Origin of the sequence: Streptomyces sp. KM273126, assembly GCF_004337435.2 — a bacterium.
GTDB lineage: Bacteria > Actinomycetota > Actinomycetes > Streptomycetales > Streptomycetaceae > Streptomyces > Streptomyces acidicola.
Genome location: NZ_SJXB02000002.1, coordinates 277,291 through 296,042 on the forward strand (window position 1 = coordinate 277,291; position 18,752 = coordinate 296,042).

The 18,752-nt window shown below is 71.0% G+C and carries 18 protein-coding genes and 1 pseudogene; 4 read left to right on the plus strand and 15 right to left on the minus strand.

Translation table 11 applies throughout. From position 1 onward, the window contains the following. Window positions 1-79: 79 nt before the first annotated feature. Complete coding sequence (locus E0500_RS31800; protein WP_181587300.1) at window positions 80-514, plus strand: hypothetical protein; 435 nt, start codon at window positions 80-82, stop codon at window positions 512-514. A 124-nt stretch (window positions 515-638) separates the two neighbouring features. On the opposite strand, the gene E0500_RS31805 is transcribed toward E0500_RS31800, so the two are convergent. The 8 genes from E0500_RS31805 to E0500_RS31835 all read right to left on the minus strand — a co-directional run bounded on the left by E0500_RS31805 (window position 639) and on the right by E0500_RS31835 (window position 8,717). Further along, entirely contained in the window at window positions 639-2,210 is a 1,572-nt protein-coding gene (locus E0500_RS31805) for a DUF1996 domain-containing protein (protein WP_131559165.1), read from the minus strand. Between the two features lie 248 nt (window positions 2,211-2,458). Further along, window positions 2,459-3,112 carry a response regulator transcription factor gene (locus tag E0500_RS31810; RefSeq protein ID WP_131559167.1) on the minus strand — a complete coding sequence of 218 codons (654 nt, stop codon included), beginning with the start codon at window positions 3,110-3,112 and terminating at the stop codon, window positions 2,459-2,461. Next, window positions 3,103-4,386 carry a sensor histidine kinase gene (locus E0500_RS31815; protein ID WP_131559168.1) on the minus strand — a complete coding sequence of 428 codons (1,284 nt, stop codon included), beginning with the start codon at window positions 4,384-4,386 and terminating at the stop codon, window positions 3,103-3,105. Before E0500_RS31815 ends, E0500_RS31810 begins: the two co-directional genes overlap by 10 nt. A 51-nt stretch (window positions 4,387-4,437) precedes the next feature. Continuing rightward, window positions 4,438-5,460: an NAD-dependent epimerase/dehydratase family protein gene (locus tag E0500_RS31820; RefSeq protein WP_181587301.1), complete on the minus strand. Its 1,023-nt coding sequence runs from the start codon at window positions 5,458-5,460 to the stop codon at window positions 4,438-4,440. Window positions 5,461-5,546: 86 nt separating this feature from the next. Continuing rightward, window positions 5,547-6,143, minus strand: a complete 597-nt coding sequence (locus tag E0500_RS31825; RefSeq protein WP_131559170.1) for a winged helix-turn-helix domain-containing protein — start codon at window positions 6,141-6,143, stop codon at window positions 5,547-5,549. A gap of 116 nt (window positions 6,144-6,259) precedes the next feature. Next, window positions 6,260-6,382 (minus strand): hypothetical protein, encoded by a 123-nt coding sequence (locus tag E0500_RS44470; RefSeq protein WP_258573691.1) that lies wholly within the window; start codon window positions 6,380-6,382, stop codon window positions 6,260-6,262. Window positions 6,383-6,842: 460 nt separating this feature from the next. Continuing rightward, complete coding sequence (gene glnII / locus E0500_RS31830) at window positions 6,843-7,871, minus strand: glutamine synthetase (protein WP_131559172.1); 1,029 nt, start codon at window positions 7,869-7,871, stop codon at window positions 6,843-6,845. A 393-nt stretch (window positions 7,872-8,264) separates the two neighbouring features. Next, window positions 8,265-8,717, minus strand: coding sequence for a MarR family transcriptional regulator (locus tag E0500_RS31835; protein WP_131571212.1), 453 nt, complete (start codon window positions 8,715-8,717; stop codon window positions 8,265-8,267). A gap of 74 nt (window positions 8,718-8,791) precedes the next feature. On the opposite strand from E0500_RS31835, the gene E0500_RS31840 reads away from it, so the two are divergent. Beyond that, window positions 8,792-9,658 (plus strand): alpha/beta fold hydrolase, encoded by an 867-nt coding sequence (locus tag E0500_RS31840; protein ID WP_131571210.1) that lies wholly within the window; start codon window positions 8,792-8,794, stop codon window positions 9,656-9,658. A gap of 12 nt (window positions 9,659-9,670) precedes the next feature. Here the strand turns inward: E0500_RS31840 and E0500_RS31845 are convergent, their stop codons facing one another. Both E0500_RS31845 and E0500_RS31850 read right to left on the minus strand, forming a co-directional pair. Then, complete coding sequence (locus E0500_RS31845; RefSeq protein WP_131571207.1) at window positions 9,671-10,357, minus strand: hypothetical protein; 687 nt, start codon at window positions 10,355-10,357, stop codon at window positions 9,671-9,673. Between the two features lie 142 nt (window positions 10,358-10,499). Further along, complete coding sequence (locus E0500_RS31850) at window positions 10,500-10,859, minus strand: arsenate reductase family protein (RefSeq protein WP_131571205.1); 360 nt, start codon at window positions 10,857-10,859, stop codon at window positions 10,500-10,502. Window positions 10,860-11,128: 269 nt separating this feature from the next. Here E0500_RS31850 and E0500_RS31855 point away from each other — a divergent pair, with 269 nt between their 5' ends. After that, entirely contained in the window at window positions 11,129-11,443 is a 315-nt protein-coding gene (locus E0500_RS31855; protein ID WP_131571202.1) for a hypothetical protein, read from the plus strand. A gap of 304 nt (window positions 11,444-11,747) precedes the next feature. Further along, a complete protein-coding gene (locus E0500_RS31860; protein WP_131571199.1) occupies window positions 11,748-12,407 on the plus strand; it encodes a DUF4360 domain-containing protein in 660 nt (219 codons plus the stop codon). 64 nt (window positions 12,408-12,471) lie between these two features. On the opposite strand, the gene E0500_RS31865 is transcribed toward E0500_RS31860, so the two are convergent. The 5 genes and pseudogenes from E0500_RS31865 to E0500_RS31885 form a co-directional block, all read right to left on the minus strand. Further along, window positions 12,472-13,674 carry a winged helix DNA-binding domain-containing protein gene (locus E0500_RS31865; protein ID WP_131571197.1) on the minus strand — a complete coding sequence of 401 codons (1,203 nt, stop codon included), beginning with the start codon at window positions 13,672-13,674 and terminating at the stop codon, window positions 12,472-12,474. A gap of 59 nt (window positions 13,675-13,733) precedes the next feature. Beyond that, window positions 13,734-15,377 carry an alpha/beta fold hydrolase gene (locus E0500_RS31870; RefSeq protein ID WP_131571195.1) on the minus strand — a complete coding sequence of 548 codons (1,644 nt, stop codon included), beginning with the start codon at window positions 15,375-15,377 and terminating at the stop codon, window positions 13,734-13,736. A gap of 58 nt (window positions 15,378-15,435) precedes the next feature. After that, entirely contained in the window at window positions 15,436-16,017 is a 582-nt protein-coding gene (locus E0500_RS31875; protein WP_131571192.1) for a PspA-associated protein PspAB, read from the minus strand. A 6-nt stretch (window positions 16,018-16,023) separates the two neighbouring features. After that, window positions 16,024-16,944 (minus strand): zinc metalloprotease HtpX, encoded by a 921-nt coding sequence (htpX, locus tag E0500_RS31880; protein WP_131571189.1) that lies wholly within the window; start codon window positions 16,942-16,944, stop codon window positions 16,024-16,026. A gap of 608 nt (window positions 16,945-17,552) precedes the next feature. Further along, window positions 17,553-18,528, minus strand: a pseudogene (locus E0500_RS31885) (IS256 family transposase); the annotation flags it as partial. Between the last annotated feature and the right edge of the window lie 224 nt (window positions 18,529-18,752).

Below are 18,752 nucleotides of genomic sequence, written 5' to 3' on the forward strand. Positions count from 1 at the left end.
GTATCGAAGGCAGGGCCCCCGCCGGGGCTCTCAGCGGCGTGGGCCGGAACAGGACCCGGGGACCCGGAGGTACGTACGAATGAGTGTGACGAGGCAGAAGCTTGCGGGGAGCGCGGTCGCGGCGGTCGCGGCCCTGATGGTGCTGACCGGCTGCGGCTCGGGCGACGGCGGCGGGGGCGGGGAGAAGAAGCTCCCCGAGACCGCGACCGGGAGTCTGGAGCACATCGCGAGCGAGGTGGGCTGCAAGCCGGACATGCAGACGGACGCGGACACGATCCGCCAGGCCATCTGCAAGAACGCCGACGGCGACTTCAACGGCAAGTTCGTCCTCGCGACCTTCGCCACCGACCGCGGCCAGCGCGAGTGGCTCAACGGGGCCAAGGACTACGGCGGCTACTACCTCGTCGGCCGCAAGTGGGTCGCCATCGGCGAGCAGAAGACGGTCACGGGGCTGCGCGGCCGGCTCGGCGGGACCATGGAGGAGGGGTCCGCCCACATGAACGGCGGTCACTGACCGTGCAACGGCCGGCGGCGTAACGGCTGACCGCACAGCGGCTGACGCGCAGGACGTTCGAGGACAATCGAAAGCCGGCGGTGGGAATTCCCACCGCCGGCTTACCTGTGTGCTACCGGCTGCGCTACTGGCAGTCCTGGCCGCTGTTGATGCAGTCGACCACCTGGTTCATCGTGTTCTCGTCGAAGAAGTTGATGAAGTCGTTGTGGTCGGTGATCGCCTTGTGCAGCTGGTCCGGGAAGGAGTCCACCGCGAAGGCGTTCTGGATCTGCCCGTTCTGGATCTGCGGGGCCTGAACGTCGTAGACGAGGCGGACCTGGAGCTGGGGGATGGCCTGGAAACCGTTGCCGCAGCTGCCGTCCTGCTGGACGAAGGCCACGTGCGTGCGGTGGTTGGCGCTGTCGATGTTCTGGCCGTCCCAGCAGCTCTGGAAGTTGGACGTCCGCACCACGGAGCTGCCGTCGGGGCAGATCGGGTACTTGTCCGTCAGCTGCCGGTCCTCGAAGCCGGTGCAGCTCCAGTTCGTGTTGGCGTTGGCGAGGCCGTTCACGAAGGACTTGGCGTCACCGGTGATGATGCGCAGGGCGGTCGGCATCGCGACGACATCGCTCGTCTTGTTGCCGACGAACTTCAGCTCTGCCGCGCTGGGCTCCAGGATCTGACCCACGTTGCCGTCCTGGCCACCACCGGCGGCGTTCGCGTCGAAGTCGTCCTGACCGTTCTGCACACGCAGCACCGGCCAGAAGTACGACGACTTGTCGCCCTGGTTCTGGCAGCTGGTCTCAGCGGCCGCCAGGTCCTGGTCGCTCGCGAAGGCGTTGTTGCTCTGGTTGCCGACGTAGTCGTGCTGGTGCTGCGCACCGTTGCTGACACCCGGAGCGACGATCACGTTGTCCGAGTTGTGGAGGTTGTTGCTGTTGGTGCCACAGCTCGTGGTGAAGGTGCCGGTCGAACCACCGTCACCGTTCGCGGGGAGGCCGTTTCCGCCGACGCCCTTCGGGCCGCCGTTCGGCTGGACCTGGGTGATGTCCTGGAAGTCGTCCGCGGTCGGACCGTTTCCGCCCTGGCCCTGACCCTGGTCCTGACCCTGGCCCTGGTCCTGGCCGCCCTGGTTCTGACCGTCACCCTGGTTCTGGCCCTGGTCCTGACCGCCCTGGTTCTGGCCCTGGTCCTGGCCACCCTGGTTCTGGCCACCACCCTGGTTCTGGCCTCCACCGGCGGCGGGCTGGTCGACCTCCATGCCCTTGCACTCGGCGAGCTGGTCGGCACCCCGCGGGGGCTTACCGCCCGCGCGCTTGATGTTGATGCCGATCCGGTCGATGGTGGCCACCCGCTTGGACTTCAGCGGGCTGAGGATGGCGTTGTTGACGTAACTGGAATCCCCGGCCTGGGCCTGGCGCGTGTCGGCGAGGCGCTTGTAGGCCTCGGTGACCTGCTGGTCGAGCTTCGCCAGCTCCTGGTCAACGCCCTGCCGGGCGCCGTCCGGCACATCGGTGAGCTGCTGGCCGACATCCGGGCAGTCGATCGTCGCGACCTGCGCGGCGGCGGCCTTGATGTTGTTCCGGTCCGACGACTCGCCCGCCGAGGCGTAGAAGTTCGCCCAGACCAGTCCACCTCCGGCGACCGCCAGAGCCGCGGATGCGGCTACGGCGCGCACGGCCAGCGGCGAACGACGTTTTCTTGTGTTGCGTCCCATGGAACTCCTCTGACTTCCTTGCGGGGCATCGAGGCGCCCGACAGGAGTGAAGCGGCTCCATCTCATACGCAAGGGGCTCGTGAGGTGTTCAGAAACCTTGGAAAAAATCAGAAGTCAGTGCTTCCAATTCGGGCGCAAAGGGTACAGATGCCCAGGTTTCAACGGCAGTTGAGGGGGGTAGCCTGTCGACTTTTGAACGAGGTTCAGTAATCGCCGAATCACATTCAGCATCACATTCGGCACCACATTCAGTGGCCATGATCCAAATACGCGAGGACCGCGAGCACACGACGATTGTCGTCGTCCGACACCTCAAGTCCCAATTTGGCGAAAATATTGGAGGTGTGTTTGGCGATAGCCCGTTCCGTCACCACAAGTCGCTCGGCGATCGCCGCGTTCGAGCGGCCCTGCGCCATCAGCTCCAGCACCTCCAGCTCACGCGGCGTGAGCCGGCCCAGCGGCCGGTCGTCCACCGCCCGCCGGGTGAGCAACTGCTGGATCACCTGGGGGTCCATCGCCGTACCGCCCGCGGCGACCCGCCGTACCGCGTCGATGAACTGGTCGGCGTCGAACACCCGGTCCTTCAGCAGATACCCGATCCCGCCCGTGCCGTCGGCGAGCAGCTCCCGCGCGTACAGCTGCTCCACGTGCTGCGACAGCACCAGCACGGGCAGCCCGGGCCGCTCCCGGCGGGCCTGGAGCGCGCACTGGAGCCCCTCGTCGGTGTGCGAGGGCGGCAGCCTGACGTCGACGACGGCGATGTCCGGCCTCAACTCGGCCAGCGCGCGGGTGAGTTCGGGCCCGCTCTCGACCGCGGCGGCGATCTCGAAGTCGTACGCCTCCAGGAGCCGGACCAGCCCGTCACGGAGCAGGAACAGGTCCTCGGCCAGGACTACGCGCAAGGGATCTCCATGGTGACCATGGTGGGGCCGCCCACGGGGCTGCTGACGGCCAGGACGCCGTCGAATGTACCCAGTCGCCGCTCCACTCCGGCCAGCCCCGAGCCCGCGCCGATCCGCGCGCCGCCCCTGCCGTTGTCGGTGACCGTGATCCGTAGCAGGCCGCCGTCCTGCGCCACTTGGTGCAGGTCGACCCAGATCCGCTCGGCGCCGGAGTGCTTGACCGCGTTGGTCAGCACCTCGCTGATCGCGAAGTACGCGGCCGACTCGACCGGCGCGTCCGCCCGCCCGTCCAGCTCCACGGTCACCTCGGTGGCCACGGGCAGCCGCAGCGCCAACGCCCGTACCGCGTCGCCCAGCCCGCGTTCGGCCAGTACCGGCGGATGGATGCCGCGCACCAGGTCACGCAGTTCGCCGAGGGCCTCGGCGGAGTTGCGGCGGGCCTGCGCGAGCAACTGCCGCGCCTTCGCCGGGTCCTTGTCGAGCAGCGCCTCGACGGTTCCCAGGTCCATGCCCATCGCGACCAGCCGGGCCTGCGCCCCGTCGTGCAGGTCCCGCTCGATGCGCCGCAGTTCGGCGGCCGAGGTGTCCACCGCGTCCCGCCGGGTCTCGGTCAACACACGGACCCGTTCGGCGAGTTCGCCCTGCCCGGCGGAGAGCACCGAACGGGTCAGCAGGAAGTGGACGCGCAGCAGCGGCGGGGTGAGGGCGTACGCGGCGGCGAGCAGCACCGCGCCGAGCAGTCCGGCGAGCAGCGCGCTGCCCTGCCCGGAGACCGGCACGAAGCCGTACCACCAGCCCACCCTGCTGCCGTCCGTGAAGGCCCGCCACAGTCCGGCCGCCAGCGCGAAGCCCTCCACCGGATACACCAGCAGTGCGGCGGGCAGCAGCGCGGTCACGAACCCGGCGGTCATGTCCACCAGGAGCCAGCCGAGGTCCCGCCAGGTCGCCGGGTCGCCGAGCATGCCGAAGGTCCGCGCCCACGGGTTCGCCCCTTCCGGAAGGGGCCGGTATCCGGGCGGGATCCGCACCCCGCACCACTGCGCGGCCACCAGCCGCCGCCAGTTCGCGAAGGCCCGGACACCGGTCAGCACCCAGGACGTCGTGACGATCCCGACGCCCAGCGGGACGAGTGCGATCGACACGACGGACAGAACGAACAGGGTGATCGAACCGGCGAGGGCGACGACCGAGAGAGCGAGTCCCCGGACTCCGGCGGTCATGACGGCGCGCGTCCGGCCGCCGGCGTTCCGGGGGCCCTTGCTCTGCGTGTCCATGCCGCCAGTCTCGCCGAACCGGGGGCGGCGGTCACGGGGCGGAGCCCCCGGTCAGGGGGTGGTGTCAGCTACACCCTCCGCCGCGGCGAGCACCCTCGCCTCCACCTGCGGGTCGAGGCCCTTGCTGGTCCGGTCCGGCCGCTGCGGCGCCGTGCCGCCGATGTCCCGCAGCCACGCCCAGGTGTCGGCGACGGTCTCGCCGACGGGACGGCACACGAGGCCCGTCGCCAGCGCCCGTGAGACGTCCGCGCGGTGCAGGGCGTCGTACAGGGCACCGTCCGGCGGCACCCACACCGGCAGCTCGACCCACGGCTCGATCCCGGCGTCCAGGACGACCTGCGGATCGGTCCAGCACAGCCGCGCGTCGCCGCCGGTGGCCTCGACGCACGCCGCAAGGAACCCGCCCATCGTGGTGTGCCCGGGCGGGCTGACCAGGTTGTACGGGCCACCGAGCCCCCTCTCCACCGCGCCGAGCGTCCAGTCGGCCAGGTCGCGCACGTCGACGTACTGAAGGGGCAGATCGCGCGGGCCCGGCGCCAGGACCGGGCCGCCGCGGGCGATCCGGGTCAGCCACCAGGGCAGCCGGCCGACGTTCTCGTACGGGCCGAGGATCAGCCCGGCCCGTACCAGCAGCGAGTCGTCCGCGCCGAACGCCTCGACGGCGGCCAGCTCCCCGCCCCGCTTGTCCTGCGCGTACTCGGTCTGCTCGGCGTCGGCCGAGGCGCCCTCGACCAGCAGCGCGTCCTCGCCGGTCCCGCCCGCCGGGGGATAGGCGTACACCGAGCGGCTGGACACGTACGCGTACCGGCCGGCGCGGCCCCGCAGCAGCCGCGCCGCCTCCCGCACGGCGCGGGGCGCCGCCGACCAGGTGTCGACGACGGCGTCCCACGGGCCGCCGTCGGCGAGCGCGGCGAGCCCGTCGTCGGCGGTGCGGTCGCCGTGCAACGACCGCACGCCGGGCGGGGGCGCGTGCCGTCCCCGGTGGAAGACGGTCACCTCCCAGCCGCGCCGGAGCGCCGACTCCACGACGGCCCGCCCCACGAACTCCGTACCGCCCAGCACAAGAAGTCTCATGCCGGTGACTCTGCCCGGTGCGGCGGCGGGACGGAACCGTTGTCTGCCCAGGGCAGACAGCCGGCGGTTGGCGCGGTCCAGCCCGGTCAGCGCCCGGCAGGCGGCGTGTACTTGTAACCGACCCTGCGCACCGTCTGGATGGCCTGCCGGTGCTCCGCGCCGAGCTTGCGGCGCAGCCGGGCGATGTGGACGTCGACGGTCCGGCCGTCGCCCACGTGCCCGTAACCCCACACCGTGGTGACCAACTGGTCGCGGGTGTACACCCGGTGAGGGTGCGTCACCAGGTGTGCGAGCAGCTCGAACTCCAGGTAGGTGAGGTCGAGCGGGCGCCCGTCGACCTCGGCGGTGCGCTGCACGGTGTCGATCCGGACGAGGGTGTCCTCGTCGTCGTCGGGGCCGGCCGCGTCGGCTCCGGACGGGCCCGGCACCGCGAACGGCGGTACCGGCGGCTGCTGGTCGGCGGGTACGAGGACCAGGTAGCCGATCATCGGCGGCTGCCCCGGCAGCGTGGGCAGGGTGTGCGGGGGCGCGGGCAGCCAGGTGGCACCGGGGGGCAGGAAGTCCGCGACGTGGACGACCTCGTCGCGGTCCACGGCACGCAGCCGGTGGCGTGCGGGGCCGTTCGCCGGGGGAGAGGCCGGGACGGTGAGGGCGGCGGTGGAGATGGAACGAGTGGTCGCCATGAGAGGTCAGCTCTTTCGCGCGAGAGGTTCGTCGGGAGGGCGACGGCCGCGAGTGCGTGGTCGGGCTCGTCGGGACGTACGTCGTGCGCGCCGGTGGAAGGCCCGGGTGTGCGGTCTCAGCAGGCCGGCGCGTTCGTCGCGCGGCAACACACCCGGTCGAAGTCGTGGTGCTGACGGGAAGGCCAGAACGGCTCAAGGTCGTGGCGACCCGTCGCGGTGTCCTTCTGGAAGCTGGCCATGGGCCCATTGAAGCAGACAGCGGGCCGGGGGAGGGAGCCTCCTCTCACTGCTTGGACGCTTCCGGCTACCGAAAACTTGCCCAGTGCTCCACCCTTCAGGGTGGAGGTGTAGGGCATCCTCGCCCTGGAGGCCCGTAGAGGCGCAGCACCACTGCTAATGTCGCCTTGTCCGACAACGTGGTTGGCGGACCTACCGCCGGACGGGCGGGAAGTCAGGCCTGCGGAGGCCGTGTAAGACCGACCCTCACCGGTTGGCAGCGGCCCGTGAAACAGGAACCCGTGGTGGTACCGCGTAGCGGTACGGACCGGAATCTCCTGCCCTCGGGCGGGAGAGGGCGTCAAGTGAGGTGGACGACACCGGCCGCTCTCGCGATGACGAACGGCAACGCGAAGGGGGCGCCCACCGCGAACGGTTGGGCGCCCCCTCACGGAGCCCGCGTGGATCAGACCTGGCCGTGGATCAGACCTGGCCGGCCTTCTCCAGGGCGGAGCAGCAGGTGTCGACGAGCAGACGCGTCACGACGTACGGGTCGACGTTGGCGTTCGGACGGCGGTCCTCGATGTAGCCCTTGCCGTCCTTCTCGACCTGCCACGGGATACGGACCGAGGCGCCGCGGTTGGAGACGCCGTAGGAGTACTGGTCCCACGGGGCGGTCTCGTGCAGACCGGTCAGGCGGTCGTCGATGCCGGCGCCGTAGTTCTTGACGTGGTCGAGCGGCTTGGAGCCCTCACCGAGCGACTCGCACGCGGTGATGATCGCGTCGTAGCCCTCGCGCATCGCCTTGGTGGAGAAGTTGGTGTGCGCGCCGGCGCCGTTCCAGTCGCCCTTGACCGGCTTGGGGTCGAGGGTGGCGGAGACGCCGAAGTCCTCGGCGGTGCGGTAGAGCAGCCAGCGGGCCACCCACAGGTGGTCGGAGACCTCCAGCGGGGAGACCGGGCCGACCTGGAACTCCCACTGGCCGGGCATGACCTCGGCGTTGATGCCGGAGATCGCGAGACCCGCCTTCAGGCAGTTGTCCAGGTGCGCCTCGACGATCTCGCGGCCGAAGATCTCGTCGGCGCCGACACCGCAGTAGTAGCCGCCCTGGGGGGCCGGGAAGCCGCCCTCGGGGAAGCCCAGCGGGCGGGTGCCGTCGAAGAAGGTGTACTCCTGCTCGATGCCGAAGATCGGCTCCTGCGCGGCGAACTTCTCCGCGACCTCGGTCAGCGCGGCGCGGGTGTTGGACGCGTGCGGCGTGAAGTCGATGTTCAGGACCTCGCACAGGACGAGGATGTCGTCACCGCCGCGGATCGGGTCCGGGCAGGAGAAGACCGGCTTGAGGACACAGTCGGAGGCGTGACCCTCGGCCTGGTTCGTGGAGGACCCGTCGAAGCCCCAGATCGGCAGCTCGGCACCCTTGGCGTCGTCGGCCAGGATCTTGGTCTTCGAACGCAGCTTGGCCGTCGGCTCGGTGCCGTCGATCCAGATGTACTCAGCCTTGAAGCTCACGGGCCACTTCCTTCGGGTGTGTCTTGAAGTCGCAGTCATGCGGGTGCTGCGGCGGCGCTGCGGCACTGGGGGCGCCGCGTGGGAAGATGCCCGGAAGCCTGTCAACAGGCGGTTTCCCGATCATTGCTCATGTGTGAACCCCGTGTTACCCGGGGCTTCTGTGGGCGGGATCACGCCGTGAGGCGCCGCACTGCGATGCCGGGTGGGTCTCCGGGGGTGTGTGACGGGCGGGCGAAGGGGCGGGCGAAGGAGTTCGCGGCGGTGGCCGGCGGGCACGCGGGGGCACCGCAGGGCGGTTCGCGGCGGCTCGCGCGGGTCGTCCCGCGCGGCTCGTATGCGATGGGGATGTACGGGGTTTCGGCGGTGCGGGGCGGGAATGCCCTGTCCGTCGCCCTACCCGCTCGCTTCGGCCGCCGCGTCCCGTACGCCCGTGAGGAACCCGCGGATCGCCGTCAGTTCCCGCTCGTCGTAGCCCTCCAGCAACTCGACCGCGCGGCCGATCAGCGGGCCGAAGAAGGCCTGCCCCAGCTCCACCGCCCGCTCGTCGATCTCCACGAGGACCCGGCGCCGGTCCCGTTCGTCCCGCACGCGCCGTACGTGCCCGAGCCGTTCCAGCCGGTCGACGACGGCGGTCGTGCCCGCGGAGTTCAGCCCGAGGAGGGTGCCGAGGCGACCCGCCGTCATCTCCGAGCCGGACCGGGACGCGTCCATGAGGGCGATCAGGGCGCGCACGTCCGTCGGATGCATCCCGTTGCGGCTCGCGAACCGGGCGCTGTGCAGGCCGAGTTCGACGGTCGCCGCGCGCAGCAGGTGCACGATCTCCATCTCGCGCTCGTGGTCCGGCATACCACCCTCCGGCTATCATCTCGCCCACCAAGTATCTCGCTGAGCGAGATAATACGGCAGGGGAGGCTGGGCGCATGAACGGCCGCGGCACATACGACATCCAGGGCTTCCGAACAGCGTACGACGAGGTCATGGCCAAGTGGCCCGCGGACCGGGAGGCGTTCGACGTCGCCACCCGGTACGGCACCACCCATGTGAACGCGTGCGGCCCGCGCGACGCGCCCCCGCTCGTCCTCCTGCCGGGTGGCGGCGGGGCGACATCGGCCTCCTGGTTCGCGAACGCCGAGGCGTTCTCGCGCTCCCACCGCGTGTACGCCGTCGACCTGATCGGCGAACCGGGCCGCAGCACACGTGAGGCCGACCACCCCCTCCGTACGGTGGCCGACCTCACAGCCTGGATGGACCTGCTCCTGGACGGTCTGGGCGTCGGCGCGACCGCGTTGTGCGGTCACTCGTACGGCGCCTGGATCGCCCTCCACTGCACCCTGCACGCGCCCGACCGGGTGCGCCGTCTGGCGCTGCTCGATCCGACCGGGTGCTTCACCGGATTCGCGGCCGGGTACCTCGTGCGGGCCGCCTGGATGATGGCCCGCCGCTCCGCCCGCGGCACCCGGGCCTTCCTGGAGTGGGAGACCGGCGGTGGCCCCGTGGACCCGGAGTGGCTCCGGCTCCAGGAGGCGGCCGCCGACTTCCCCTTCGTACGGCCGGTCACCGGCCCGGCTCCGGATCGCGCGGCCTCGTCCGCCCTGGACGTGCCAGCTCTGCTGCTCCTCGCCGGGCGCAGCAGGGCCCACGACACGCGCAAGGTGGCGGCCCGCTCCGTCGAGTGGCTGCCGCGTGCGCGGGTGACCGTTCTCCCGGACGCCACCCACCACGCGCTGCCGCACCGGGACCCGGCGGAGCTCAACAGCCGCCTCACGGACTTCCTGAACGGCCGTTGACCTGCGGCCGAGTCACCCCACCCGCTCGATGACGGCCCGCCGGATCAGGAACTTGCCGGGTTCCCTGACCTGCTCGAACGCGGCGTCGTTCAGCAGGACGCAGCTGCCGGAGACCGAGGTGACCTCCACCGTCGTGGACTTGTTGTTGTCCAGGTTGGTGACCTTCAGCTTCGTACCGGCCGGGAACTGGTTGCTGGACGCGGCCGGGGCGCCGGCCTCGCCGGAGAGGGTGACGGTGGAGCCGTTGCAGACCTGCTCCCCGGAGCCCGCGGCGGCGTCGCCGTTCGCGGGCGGGGCGGCCTCCGGTTCCGCGGCCCCGGAACCCTCGGAGCCCTGGGGGTCCTGAGCCGACCCCCCGGTGCCCGCGGCCCCGCCGGTCTGCCCGGCCTGGGGGTCCTGAGCCGACTCCCCGACCACGCAGCCGGACGCCTCCTGCTTGAGCTCGATCTCGGCGATGACCGCCTCGCGGTTGGCGATCCGGGCCTCCGACTGGGCGTCGGGGTTGGCTCGTTGCCCCTCGATGAACTGCTGGTTGTTGCCGAGCGCGGTGGCCAGTCCCTGGCAGACGGTCGAGTCCGCGGCGGTCTGCGCGGCGTTCGACGTGGCCGCCATCGCGAAGGCCCCGCCTCCCGCCACGGCCACCGCGGTCACCAGCAGCGCGACCTTCTTCTTCGTGCTGATCGTTCTCCTACGCGACATGCGCGCCTCCTGTCCCCGGCCGTCTCGGCGGCCGGATCGGGTGGGTACGCCGCTAGGTACGAGATCTCGAACGAAGTTACTCAACGGTTACGCGGGTCTCTCAAGTAACCTGCGTCACACGCGACTTGGCGTGAAGCCGGGCTCACCGCTCCAAAGCGTCACGAACCGCCTCCGCCGTGCGCGCCACCACCGCGCTGCCGTCGTCGGCGGTGATGATGGGCCGCTGGATGAGCCCCGGGTGCTCGGCGAGCGCCCGCACCCACCGGTCCCGCGACGCCGCGTCCCGGTCCCATGTCTTCATGTCCAGCTCCTTGGCGGCGGCCTCCTGGGTCCGCGTGATGTCCCACGGCTCCAGCCCGAGCCGAGCGAGCACGTCCCGGATCTCGTCCTCGGTCGGTACGTCCTCCAGATACCGCCGCACGGTGTACTCGGCGCCCTCCGCGTCCAGCAGGGTGAGCGCGCTGCGGCACTTCGAACAGGCCGGATTGATCCAGATCTCCATGGGGACACGGTACGCGCGGCGCGGCGGGGGCCGGGTGGGGGCAGGGTGAGGGTCCCGGGTCCGCGGTGTCGCCGCCCCGGCCGCCGGTCCGCTGTCTCACGTGCCTCTTGCGAAGCTTGGGTGACACGGTGCCAATTCCCTTTCCCACCTGGGCTTTTGGTGGGCTCCAGGGCTCCTGATTGTCAGTGGGGGCCAGTAAAATAGAAGCAGTGTTCGAGGGTGTTTCCGGAGATCCCGGACGACGCCCTGACCGCGACAGGAGGATGCCCGTGCCCGCTGCCGCACTGACGTCGAAGCCGCTGCCCACCCAGTCCACGGCCCGGAGGCCGGTCCTGCTCGACCTTCCGTACGCACCCGTCGAGAAGCGCCCGCTGCCGCCCGGCCGCCCCCGCGAGTGGTACGTCACGCACAACCGCCGGCTGAAGGCGATGCGCCTCGCCATCGCCCTGCTCGACTCCGGCGTCTACGTCCCGAACCAGGCCCGCAACGAGACGATCCGCGGCGCGGCCGAGCTCATCGGTGTCCATCCGCCGTCCGACACGACGTGCCACATGGTGCGGGCGCTGATGCGCTACAGCCGCTGAGGCACGCGAGTCTCCGGTGCCGTCCGCTCCGCGGGGGTGGGCGGCACTGGTGTGTCCGGGGCCGGCCAGAGTCCCAGAGTCCCAGAGTTCCTGAGTTGCAGAGTTGGCCGGAGATCGCCCTAGCCGCACCGCCCCGGGGTCCATACGATTCGGTCGCTCCCGGCCTTCACAGCTCCTTCACAGGCTGGGGGCGATGCGCATGCTGCTTGGCATGCGCATGATCATCGACCGTTCCATACCTCTTCGGTCCGTGACGGCCCACCGCGCATGCGCTGGGCCGCACCCCCCAATGGATGGGAGAACCATGGCTCGTGGGCTCCTCCTGGGCGGCGCGATCGCCGCTCTGCTCGCCACCGCGTTCCCGGCGCAGGCCTCGTCCTCGTCGTCGCCGATCTTCACCGATCCTCCCCCGGACAAGATCGTCATCAAGGTCGCCACGGTGAACGGCTCCGGCTGTCCCCAGGGCACCACGGCGGTCGCCGTCTCCCCGGACAACACCGCCTTCACCGTGACCTACAGCGACTACCTCGCCCAGGTCGGCGGCGGCGCCGACCCCACCGCGTTCCGCAAGAACTGCCAGCTCAACCTGAACGTCCACGTTCCCGGCGGCTTCACCTACGCCATCGCCAGCGCCGACTACCGGGGCTTCGCCTCACTCCAGCTCGGCGCGAGCGGCACCCAGAAGGCCTCGTACTACTTCCAGGGCTCCCCGGACACGGCCTCCAGGACCCACCCGTTCAGCGGCCCGTACGAGGACAACTGGCAGGCCACCGACGAAACCGACTGGGCCCAGCTCGTCTGGGCGCCCTGCGGTGAGTTGCGGAACTTCAACATCAACACCGAGCTGCGGGTCAGCAAGGGCACGTCACCGGCCAACAGCACCAGCTTCATGACCATGGACTCCACGGACGGTGACATCAGCACGGTCTACCACCTGGCCTGGAAGGAGTGCCCGGAGAAGTGACCGCAGGTCGTCCCCGGTCGCGGAGTGACACCGCGCCGGGGCCGGGGACGACCTCGTGCCTCCCTCAGCCGGAGGCCAGCTCCCGTTCCAGCGGCGTCCGGAACCGTGGCGTGATCCGGGTCTCGGCCACCCAGGCGGACAGCCGTGCCGCCTCCGCCTCGATCGCGGTGTGCGCCTCGCTTCCCACGCCCTCCGTGTCCAGCAGCCGCCACACGATCTCGCCGTCCGGATGCTGGGCCCAGCCGCCGATCACCCGGCCGTTCCACCACACCGTCGGCCCGACGTTGCCACTCCTGTCGAACAGGGCGGGGCGGAGGGCGGGCGCGAGGTACCAGTCACGGTCCTGCCAGCCCATCGCCGTCGGGTCCAGGCCCGGAAGCAGCGCGGCCCACGGCTCGACGGGCTCGGTGACCGGCTCCGCGTCCCCGTCCGCCACCCCGTCCGTCACGTAGCCCGTGCCCCCGTCGTCCAGGGACACGGCCCGCGCCCCGATCGCGGCGAGCGCCTTGCGGACCTCGGTCACCTTCCAGCCGGTCCACCACTTCAGGTCCGCCTCCGTGGCGGGACCGCACGCCGTGAGCCACTGCCGCAGCAGCTCCGACTGTGCCCCGGCAGGCGGCAACTCGGGGTGCGGGGGCGCCACCGCCCAGCGGAACTGGGTCGACGTCCACGAGCCGAGCGGCCGGCCGCGCACCACTCTGCCCTCCACTCCCAGCACCCGCATGAGCCGGGACGACACGGTGTGCTGGTACTTCCCGCCCGCCCCGTACGCGAACTGCTCCCGCAACCGCGGCTCGTCGTGCACGAGTTCGTTCACCGTGGCCTGTCCGCGCCGGGCGAGCGCGGCGAGCGTGGCCGCCTCGACCTCCGCGAGCCACTCGGGGGTCAGCCGTCCGTCGCTGCCCGTGGTCATGTCCTTGATCAGGCCGGCCCGCGCGCGTGCGGCGACCGTGAGCCCCGTGGAGGCGTGCACCACCGCGGCCAGCTCCGTCGGGAACACGAACACGGTGTGCCGCATCCCGTGCATCCGCACCAGCGACCGCTCCTCGTACAACGCCCGGTCGAGCCCCGTCACCGTCCCGGCCGCGTCCACCAGACGCGCCCCGACCGCCAGGTACACCGTCGCCGGGTCCGTCCCGTGCAAGGCCACCAGGGACCCGGCCACCTCTTCCGGAGTGGCCGCCCGCGCGCCCGGCGCCAGCCGGTGCCGCAGCGCGAGCCGGGTCCGACGTTCCGCCGTCGTGACCTGCCGCAGTCGCTCACCCATGCCGTATCAACCCCGTCCCCCTGGCCATCCCCAACTCCGTCACCGAGCCGGACAGCACGTTACGCGTACTGGTCCAGCAGCCCCGCCACGTACGCCTCCAGCCGTGCCCCCAGCACCTGCGGGGTCAGGTCGGTGCGGCCGAGCTCGCGCCAGGGTCCCGCGAGCTTCGTGGCGTCCGGTGCGTAGCCCAGTGCGTCCAGCAGCCTCCAGTACAGGTGATCCCGGACCTCGGCGAGGCGACGGCCGCCGCGGGCCTCGTACCGTGCGCGGAAGCCGAGCCCGTGCTCTGGCCCGTGCAGCAGCGCGAGCGTCGTCGAGCAGTGGGCGACGTCGAGGTCAGCGGGTCCCCACGAGGTCTCCACCCAGTCGACGACGCCAGTGATCCGCAGGGTCTCGCCGGCGCCGGTGAACAGGACGTTCCCGGGGTGGAAGTCCCGGTGCAGGAAGCAGCCCTCGTACGCGGGCGCCGCGCGCCGGATCACGTCCACCGCCCGGTCCCACGGCTCACCGCCGGGCGAGCCGACCCGTCCGGGAGACGTCCAGGCCTGATACGTGCGAGGCCGTTCGTCCGGTACGACCGCGTGGACCCGGGCCAGCTGACCGGCGAGCAGGTCCAGGCGCCGTTCGAGATCCACGTCGTCGACCCGCACCGTGCCCGGCAGCAGGGACATCAACAGCGAGGGATGGTCGGTGTGTTCGGCGGTGGCGTCGACGGCGCGCAGCTCCGGGACCGGGATGCCGTCGTACGGCGCGAGCAGCGTGAGCACGGACGCCTCGCGGGCCAGCAGCCCCGGCGCGTGGCGCCGGAAGAAGGGCCGCACGAAGGAGCGCAGCACCAGACCGGAGCCGTCGTCGAGGGTGAGCCGGCGCATCTGGGAGCTCCAGCCTCCGTGCAGGACCGTCGTGTCACGCACACCGCGCCCCTGCGGCAACTGCTTGGCCACCCACGCTCGCGTTGCCGTCCATCCCTCGTCCCCCAGGCCCGTCAGCACGGCATCCACGAACTCCCGCCGGTCCTCGGCGTGATCACGGAACCACAGGCCCAGCCAGTGCTCCGCGTCCGGGAGTTCGAGCCGGGTGAACTGGGCGCGGGTGGAGAGGGCGTCAGTCACGGCCTCGGTCACGGCCGGAGGGATGACATGGTCCGTCGCGGGCACGGCGAGCACCGCCCGGCCGCGGTACCCCCGGAACACATCCAGCGCCGGGGCCGCACGCCAGCTCTCGGGCGCCCGGATGATGGTGCTGAACTCCCCGTCGCCCTCCCCGAACGGCACCGGCCATGCCTCGGCCGCGTACACCGCGGGCGCACACAGCCCGATCGCCGCCACCCGCTCCCCGTAGTGGCGGGCGAGATCGGCCACCGTCTGCCCGCTCATGCTGAACCCGACGAGGACCAGCGGCGCGTCCGCGGGCACCCGTGCGTCGATGACGGCGGCGGCCTGCTCGAAACGCCGCCGCAGACTCAGCTCCCGCAGCTCACCCGTGCTCTCACCGTGCCCCGAGAAGTCGAGGGCGAGGCCCCGGCAGCCACGCGTCACGAACTCGTCGAGCATGGGGAGCAGGCGTTCCTTGCTGCCGTTGCCGGCGCCGTGCAACAGGACGACGGCGGCAGCTGGTTCCAGACCACTGTCGCCGCCGCTGTCCACCCCGCTGAGTTGTTCACCGTCGTGGTCGTGTGTGAAAGATGAGGGTCGTCGGCTCATCCCCGCATTCACTCACGGAGTGACCCCCTCCGGCTCACCGCGGTCGTTTCGTGCTGCTCTACGACCCCGGCACGCCCCAGATCGGGAACCAGCGGCTCAGGTCGGGCTCGATCCGCAGGTCGTCCTTGAGCAGGGCGGACATCTGCAGCTCCAGTGCGTTGTCGCGTCTCTGTTGCCCGCCGAGTCTGCACATGGGGTAGAAGGTGCCACGCTTGTACAGGTAGACGATCTCCAGCCGCCTGTCCCCGCCGCTCTGGAAGCTCACCACGGAGCACAGCAACTGCGGCCCGAACCCGCTGCTCTCCAGGGCGCTGTTGACCGCGTGCAGATCACCCACGAGGGCGGGCAGGTCGTCCGGTCCGCGCCGGGAGACCAGCCACGAATACCCGTACTCGTCCCGGACGGCCTCGACGGGCGGCCCCTGGCGTTCCGAGTCCGCGTCGAGGAGTTCCTGCACCTCCTCGCGGACCTCGGTGAACGCCGCGCCCTCCACGGTGGCGAAGCACACCGAGCCCGTTCCCGTGGGCGTGAAGGAGGCCGCCGCCTCAAGCGTCACCGCGGCCGACGGCAGCGCGAACAACTGGTCGAGATCGGGCGCGACCGGCTTCGTACGGCCGAGAAGGACGTCCAGGAACCCCATGCGATCTCAGCCTGCCTTCCTGGGCGCCGCCGCTTCACCCAGCTCGGCCGAGATCCGCCCCAGCTGGTCGAGCCGCTGCTCCAGGCTCGGGTGGGTGGAGAAGACGCGCTGGAAGACGGGCGAGTCACCGAGTGCCGGGGTGAAGTAGAAGGCGTTGAAGGCCTGCGCGGTCCGCAGGTCGCGGGTCGGGATCCGGGCGATCGCCCCGTCCACCTTCGTGAGCGCGGACGCCAGCGCCGAGGGCCGCCCGGTGAGCAGCGCGCCCGCCCGGTCGGCGGCCAGCTCCCGATACCGGGACAGGGCCCGGATGAGCACGAAGCTGATCGCGTACACGGCGATGGACACCCCGATGATTGTCGCGAACACGGCGAGGGTGTTCTGGTCCTTGCGCCCGCGCGCGAACAGCTGCGAGTAGAAGGCGAACCGTACGATCAGCCCGGCGATCACGCCCAGGAAGGACGCCACGGTGATCACGGCGACGTCCTTGTGCGCCACGTGGGACAGCTCGTGCGAGAGCACGCCCTCCAGCTCGTCCGGCTCCAGCCGCCTGAGCAGCCCGGTCGTCACGCACACCACGGCGTGATCCTGGTTCCGCCCCGTGGCGAACGCGTTGGGCATGTCCATGTTTGCCACGGCGACCTGCGGCTTCGGCATGTCCGCCACGGCGCACAGCCGGTCGACGACGCCGTGGAGCTGCGGATACTCGTCCCGCTCCACGATCTGCCCGTGCATCGCGTAGAGCGCGATCCGGTCCGAGAACCAGTACTGCGCGCCCAGCAGCGCGGCGGCCAGCACGATGACCACCACCACGCTCTTCAGCAGCACGATCAGGACGCCTATGAACGCCACGTACAGCAATCCGAGCAGGAACACCGTGAGTACCATCCGCGCGACCAGTCCGCGGTCGCTCCGGAAACGGTTCACCATCTGTATCACCCCGCACTCAGGCACTCGTCCCTATGCCAGTGTGCACCCGAAAACCACCATAAAGCGGCCGCAGCCGACCCCAGGTGGGGCAAAGGCCCGCTGCGTGACGACCGCCTGCTGTCGTCCCCCGCCTCCCCGGACCCCGTGGGCGGGCTGGGGTGGGTGGGTTGTGTGCGGGTGGGTGGGTGGGTGGTTCATCGGCCTGAACGGCCTCGTCCTCAAGCGCCGGACGGGCTGGATCGTTCAGCCCCTCCGGCGTTTGAGGAGCGGGGGTGCGGGGGCTGGCCCCTGGAAACGGGGCGCGGGGCGGAGCCCTGAAGCGAGGGCCGGGGCGGAGCCCCGAACCGGGGGCCGGGGCGCAGAACCCTGGGGGTCCAGGGGGCGGAGCCCCCTGGCGGGGGTGAAGCGGGCGGAGCCCCTGGGGATGGGACGGGTAGGGGCGGCGGGGGCGAGGAAGAGCCGGCGGGGCTCGGGACAAGCGAAAACCGTCGGCCGTGCCCCCCCGGTGAGGGGAGGGCACGGCCGACGGCTTACAAGGTGACCCAGCGGTCCAGGTCACGTCCGCTGGAGTGGTGTATCAACGGCCACTCGGTGATCTCGTTTTGAGGCTATGCGGTGAGTTCGGTGGGCAGGACGGTCTCGTCGGTTTCTGACTCGATCGGGTGGAGGCGAGCCTTGGCGAGGAGCTCGCGTCCCATGTAGCGGCGGGCCTCGGTCCACTCGTCGTTCTGCTCGGCCAAAACGGCGCCGACCAGGCGGATCACGGCGGTCCGGTCGGGGAAGATGCCGACCACGTCGGTGCGGCGGCGGATCTCCTTGTTGAGCCGCTCTTGCGGGTTGTTCGACCAGATCTGCCGCCAGATCTCGCGGGGGAAGGCAGTGAACGCGAGCAGGTCGTGCTGGGCGGCGTCGAGGTGTTCGGCGGCTTTGGGGAACTTGGCCTCCAGGGCGTCGAGGACGTGCCTCATCTGGGCCTGGACCGCCTCGGAGTCGGGTTGTTCGAAGACGGTCCGCAGCAGCGTGGCGACCCAGGGCTGGGCGGACCTGGGGACCTGGCAGAGCAGGTTGCGGGCGTAGTGGGTGCGGCATCTCTGCCACGAGGCGCCGGGCAGAACGGCGCCGATCGCGTCCACCAGGCCGGCGTGAGCGTCGGAGATGACGAGCTGGACGCCGGACAGGCCGCGGGCGATGAGCGAGCGCAGGAAGGCGAGCCAGCCGGCGCCGTCCTCGGCTGTGGCGACGTCGAGGCCGAGGATCTCGCGGTGGCCGTCGGCGTTGACGCCGACCGCGATCAGCGCGTGGACGTTGATGATGCGGCCGCCCTCGCGGACCTTCTGCGTGAGCGCGTCCACCCAGACAAACGCGTAGGGGCCTGGCATCCAGAGGCCGGCTGCGGAACGCGGCAACCTGTTCGTCCAGGTGCTTGGTCATCGCGCTGACCTGGGACTTCGACAGCTGGGTCACCCCGAGGGACTCGGCGAGCTTCTCGACCCGGCGCGTGCTCACGCCCAGCAGGTAGGCGGTGGCGACCACCGAGATCAGGGCTTGCTCGGCCCGGCGCCGTCGTTCCAGCAGCCAGTGCGGGGCGCCGCAGACGAGCAGACGGGCAGGCGACCCGGCGACCGCCCAGACCTGGGCTATGTCACACGTCGAAGAAGTGATGACCTGGCTTGGCTACCTCGGTGGATTACAGCTACTGCCGTCCTTGCCAGCAAGGACGCCGTTGTTGTCGGTCTTCATTGGTCGTCATTGGCCGCCCTACGGCGGCCCACAGACGGCCCCGAAGTGGCGGGAGCTGGGCAGGGGCT

Excerpts from the sequence above, each read along its gene's own strand:
- E0500_RS31800 (WP_181587300.1), top strand. The coding sequence starts at position 80 with ATGAGTGTGACGAGGCAGAAGCTTGCGGGGAGCGCGGTCGCGGCGGTC.
- E0500_RS31805 (WP_131559165.1), bottom strand. The coding sequence starts at position 2,210 with ATGGGACGCAACACAAGAAAACGTCGTTCGCCGCTGGCCGTGCGCGCC.
- E0500_RS31815 (WP_131559168.1), bottom strand. The coding sequence starts at position 4,386 with ATGGACACGCAGAGCAAGGGCCCCCGGAACGCCGGCGGCCGGACGCGC.
- E0500_RS31820 (WP_181587301.1), bottom strand. The coding sequence starts at position 5,460 with ATGAGACTTCTTGTGCTGGGCGGTACGGAGTTCGTGGGGCGGGCCGTC.
- E0500_RS31825 (WP_131559170.1), bottom strand. The coding sequence starts at position 6,143 with ATGGCGACCACTCGTTCCATCTCCACCGCCGCCCTCACCGTCCCGGCC.
- E0500_RS44470 (WP_258573691.1), bottom strand. The coding sequence starts at position 6,382 with ATGGCCAGCTTCCAGAAGGACACCGCGACGGGTCGCCACGACCTTGAG.
- E0500_RS31835 (WP_131571212.1), bottom strand. The coding sequence starts at position 8,717 with ATGCCGGACCACGAGCGCGAGATGGAGATCGTGCACCTGCTGCGCGCG.
- E0500_RS31840 (WP_131571210.1), top strand. The coding sequence starts at position 8,792 with ATGAACGGCCGCGGCACATACGACATCCAGGGCTTCCGAACAGCGTAC.
- E0500_RS31845 (WP_131571207.1), bottom strand. The coding sequence starts at position 10,357 with ATGTCGCGTAGGAGAACGATCAGCACGAAGAAGAAGGTCGCGCTGCTG.
- E0500_RS31850 (WP_131571205.1), bottom strand. The coding sequence starts at position 10,859 with ATGGAGATCTGGATCAATCCGGCCTGTTCGAAGTGCCGCAGCGCGCTC.
- E0500_RS31860 (WP_131571199.1), top strand. The coding sequence starts at position 11,748 with ATGGCTCGTGGGCTCCTCCTGGGCGGCGCGATCGCCGCTCTGCTCGCC.
- E0500_RS31865 (WP_131571197.1), bottom strand. The coding sequence starts at position 13,674 with ATGGGTGAGCGACTGCGGCAGGTCACGACGGCGGAACGTCGGACCCGG.
- E0500_RS31870 (WP_131571195.1), bottom strand. The coding sequence starts at position 15,377 with ATGAGCCGACGACCCTCATCTTTCACACACGACCACGACGGTGAACAA.
- E0500_RS31875 (WP_131571192.1), bottom strand. The coding sequence starts at position 16,017 with ATGGGGTTCCTGGACGTCCTTCTCGGCCGTACGAAGCCGGTCGCGCCC.
- htpX (WP_131571189.1), bottom strand. The coding sequence starts at position 16,944 with ATGGTGAACCGTTTCCGGAGCGACCGCGGACTGGTCGCGCGGATGGTA.